We start from the raw sequence: 3,966 nt of genomic DNA on the forward strand, positions 1-3,966 counted from the left end.
CAGTGCCATCCGTCGGATCGGTGCCATCGGTCGGATCAGTGCCATCCGTCGGATCGGTGCCATCCGTCGGATCCGTGCCGTCGGTCGGATCGGTGCCATCCGTCGGATCAGTGCCATCCGTCGGATCAGTGCCATCCGTCGGATCCGTGCCGTCGGTCGGATCGGTGCCATCCGTCGGATCGGTGCCATCGGTCGGATCAGTGCCATCCGTCGGATCAGTGCCATCCGTCGGATCGGTGCCATCGGTCGGATCGGTGCCGTCCGTCGGATCCGTGCCGTCGGTCGGATCAGTGCCATCGGTCGGATCAGTGCCATCCGTCGGATCGGTGCCATCCGTCGGGTCCGTTCCATCGGTCGGATCGGTGCCGTCTGTCGGATCGGTGCCATCCGTCGGATCGGTGCCATCTGTTGGATCAGTGCCATCTGTTGGATCAGTGCCATCCGTCGGATCCGTTCCGTCCGTCGGATCAGTGCCATCCGTCGGGTCCGTGCCGTCGGTCGGATCGGTGCCGTCAGTCGGATCAGTCCCATCGGTCGGGTCAGTGCTTCCGCCACCGCCGCTTGAGGCAAGCAGGCCCGCACCAAGGCCTGCAACGCCAAGCGCGACCAGTTCCTCATTCACCGCAACGGCGGCCGCCCCTGTCTCGGCGCCTTCCTGTGGGACCGGATTGATGACCGTGCCATCCGCCAACACCAGCAGATGCCCTTTGCCATTCGCGGCCAGAGTGTAAAAATCCTGGATGCGGATCGCCTCGCCGGTGTTCAGGTCGAGGACAAGGTCATTGCCCGATTTTACATACTGCCGAATATCACCGCGCGTTACCTGCACCGCGATATTGTTGATCGTGCCGGCTTGAAGAATGTTCTGTGCCATTGATTGCTCCAGTCTGGGCCCCTGGGGGATGTTGGAAAGAATGGGGCCACAATGCACCACATCCATTAGTATGTAAATTGCCTACATACTAAAGTTGTGTCAACCTCATGTTGACCGGGATAGCAAAAAGCGGCTTGGTAGAGGCGGGAAGACTGGTCCGCGCAAGAGGCGGGGCAGGATGCCGGACTTATGAGAAGCGGCAACCCGGCGCTTTCGGCGCGGGATGTGGAAAACCCAGGCGAGCTGGGAACGGCTGTGAGATTGTAACGGTATTGCATGAACATAGATCAAACCCGTGCCAGAGGCAGAACGCTTCTGGACGCCAAAGAGAAGGGCCGAGGGTGCCAGAGAACCCCGATCCACCTGAAAGGGCCCGGCATGCCCTCTCCCCCCTGACCGAGGGGATGCGCCGCGATCCGGCCGATTCCGTGCGCCCGATCCTGCAGGCGCTGGCGCGGGTCATCGTCAGCGACCGGCGCGCGGTGGCGCTGGCCAGCCAGAAGGCCGAGATCCTGCTGGCCAATCCCCCGGCCCGGCGACTGGGCATCGCGCAGGACACGCTGACGGCGCGTTTCGACTGGCCCGCACTGTGCATCCGGGCGCGTCGGGCAGGCAGCCTCACCATCGACTGGCAGGAAAGCGGACACAGCTTCGACGGTGAACTTGTGCATGTCCCGCTTGGCCCGGCAGACGGGTTTCTTCTGCGCCTTTCGGAAAGTGATCAGGAATCGACATGGCTGCGCAACCGCGCCCGGGCGGCGACGCTGCTGCGGGTGGCGCATGACCTTCGCACGCCGATCCAGTCGCTTCTCGCGGCGGCCGAGGCTCTGGCGCCGCGCGCGCCTGCCTCAGGGGGATCTCAGCCGGCTGGGGAAATCGCCGGAGAGACCGACAGCGCCAAGGCCGGGATCCGCCGCGCGGCCGAACTTGCGCTGGATCATATCAGCAATGTTCTGGCGGTGATCCGGGGGGAACAGAACCGCAAGGGCGGCCAGCCCGATGAGGATTTCCGCATCGTTGAGGAGGTGGCCAGCCTGATCGCGCTGGTTCGTCCCATCGCCGAGGCCCGGGCAACCGAATTGCATCTGACCATTGAGGCGCCCCGGGACCTCACGCTGCATGGGCCGGTGCGTTTCATCCGCGCGCTGTGTCAGAACCTGATAGACAATTCGGTGAACCATGGCGGCGGGCGGGTCGAGTTGCGACTGTCCTGCAGCCCGCTGGCCGCCCCCCTGCCCGTGACCGATCCGATTACGGACCCCGCGACCGGACCTGCAACCGGGCCCGACGCGGAAATATGGCGCGTCCGGCTGGATCTGCTGGATGAGGGTGGCGGCCTGCCTGCGGCGCAGCGGGCAAGACTGTCAGAGGCACTTGGCCTGCCGATGGACGATCCGGGACCACAGATCTCGTCACAGGACGGGCGGCCCTCGGCAGGGCTGAATGTGCTGGCCCATGCCCTGCGCCAGCTGGGCGGCCATATCACAATCAAGGATCGGGGCCGCGATGGCGGACCGGTGACGCCCGGTGGGGACAGCCGGGTGATCGGCACGATCTTCACCGTGATCTTCAGCCTTCCGGGCAGTCTTCGGGCCAGTCCTCCCGCCGAACCCTCCGGCCTGACTGCGTCCCGCCCGGCCGATCCGGCACGGACACCGCTGGCCGGGCGGAGAATTCTGCTGGTCGAGGACAGCCCCTCCAGCCGCGACTGGCTGACCCATGTGCTGCAGGCCGCAGGAGCCGAAGCCCATCCGGTGGGCAGCGGCCCCGAGGCGCTTGCCTTCCTGTCGCGCAGCGACAACGCGGCAGAGGTGGATCTGGTTCTGACGGATGTCACCCTGCCCCGCATGACGGGGATTGAACTTGCCGCAAGGCTGCGCGCCGGAGATCCGGCAGCGGCGACCCCATGGCGGGGCAAGGTGGTGGGACTGACCGCCCATGCCGATGAACGGGTCCGCGCGGCCTGCCTTCGGGCGGGCATGGTCCGTGTTCTTGAAAAGCCGATCCAGCCTGCCACGCTCAGTCATGCACTGGCCGAAGTGCTGAACGAAGAGGCCGAGGGGGCCCCTCCTCCCGGCCCGGCCAGCCCGCCACGCCCGATCCCACTGGAGGCGCCGCTGAACCCTGCCGTCACCGCAGATCTGATCGCGCAGATCGGTCTCGATAGCACTCGCAACTTCATGCGGCGCGCCCTGTCCGAGGCAGGATCCGTGCTGGATGACCTGTTGGCCGAGGGGGTGGGGCCGGATACCGGGCGCAGGCTGCATGCAGCGACCGGGGCCTGCGGCCTGACCGGGCTGCAGATGGTGGAAAAGTACCTGCGCGAGATCGAACAGCGGGTGAACCGCAACCGGACCGTCCCTGCCGCCCTGACTGACGCGCTGTCCGCAGCGCTGAAGCAGACCGCCGTGCAGATCGCAGAGATTGCCGCATGATCGGTCTCCCTATCGTTTTGTTCCGCTATGTCGTATTTGCCGAAGGCACGACCGGCAGGGAGCCCTTCCGCGCGACCCATTCCGCGCCCACTGCCTGTCAGGTGCGCGTATCAATTGACGGAATTGCCGAAGGTCAGACCAATGAACAATGAACAAGGTGACACGATCAGGCTTCTGATTGCTGACGACCATGCGATGATCCTTGAAATGCTTCAGATTTATCTGAACGGGGTTTCGGATATCAAGGTCGCGACGGTGCCGGACCTGCCCAGTGCGGTGCAGGAGATCGACGCGAACGGCCCCTATGACCTTGTTCTTGTCGATCTGGACATGCCGGGAATGGACGGTCTGACCGGTCTGGCCAAGGCGCTGCAGCATAATGGCGGCAGGCCGGTCGGCATCCTGACCAGCAGCCCCAGCGCCCGCGTGGTGGAAGAGGTCATGTCGCTGGGCGGGGCAGGGATCGTGCTGAAGACCGCATCGCTGAAGAATCTGGCGAATGAGATCCGTTTCATGGCGGGGGGCGGGCGCTATCTGCCCATCGAACTGGTCGAGAAACGGCAGGTCGCCACCGAAGAGCCCGGCATGGGCCTGTCCAGGCGCGAATTCGGCGTGCTGGAACTTTTGGCCGAAGGGATGCCGAACCGGGAAATCGGC

The 3,966-nt window shown here is 65.1% G+C and carries 4 protein-coding genes; 3 read left to right on the top strand and 1 reads right to left on the bottom strand.

Translation table 11 applies throughout. The annotated features are described in order from the left end of the window. Positions 1-874: BapA/Bap/LapF family prefix-like domain-containing protein (locus tag JL811_RS19640; protein ID WP_202690398.1), on the bottom strand; the 874-nt coding region annotated here is incomplete at its 3' end. A 404-nt stretch (positions 875-1,278) separates the two neighbouring features. Between JL811_RS19640 and JL811_RS19645 the strand changes: the two genes are divergently transcribed. The 3 genes from JL811_RS19645 to JL811_RS19655 form a co-directional block, all read left to right on the top strand. After that, complete coding sequence (locus JL811_RS19645) at positions 1,279-3,309, top strand: hybrid sensor histidine kinase/response regulator (protein ID WP_202690399.1); 2,031 nt, start codon at positions 1,279-1,281, stop codon at positions 3,307-3,309. Further along, entirely contained in the window at positions 3,306-3,461 is a 156-nt protein-coding gene (locus JL811_RS19650) for a hypothetical protein (RefSeq protein ID WP_202690400.1), read from the top strand. Before JL811_RS19645 ends, JL811_RS19650 begins: the two co-directional genes overlap by 4 nt. Further along, the coding region (locus JL811_RS19655) for a response regulator transcription factor (protein ID WP_202690401.1) at positions 3,451-3,966 on the top strand (516 nt) is incomplete at its 3' end. The genes JL811_RS19650 and JL811_RS19655, both read left to right, overlap by 11 nt.

The sequence above is a fragment of the Szabonella alba genome (genome assembly GCF_016765775.1).
Taxonomy (GTDB): Bacteria; Pseudomonadota; Alphaproteobacteria; order Rhodobacterales; family Rhodobacteraceae; genus Szabonella; species Szabonella alba.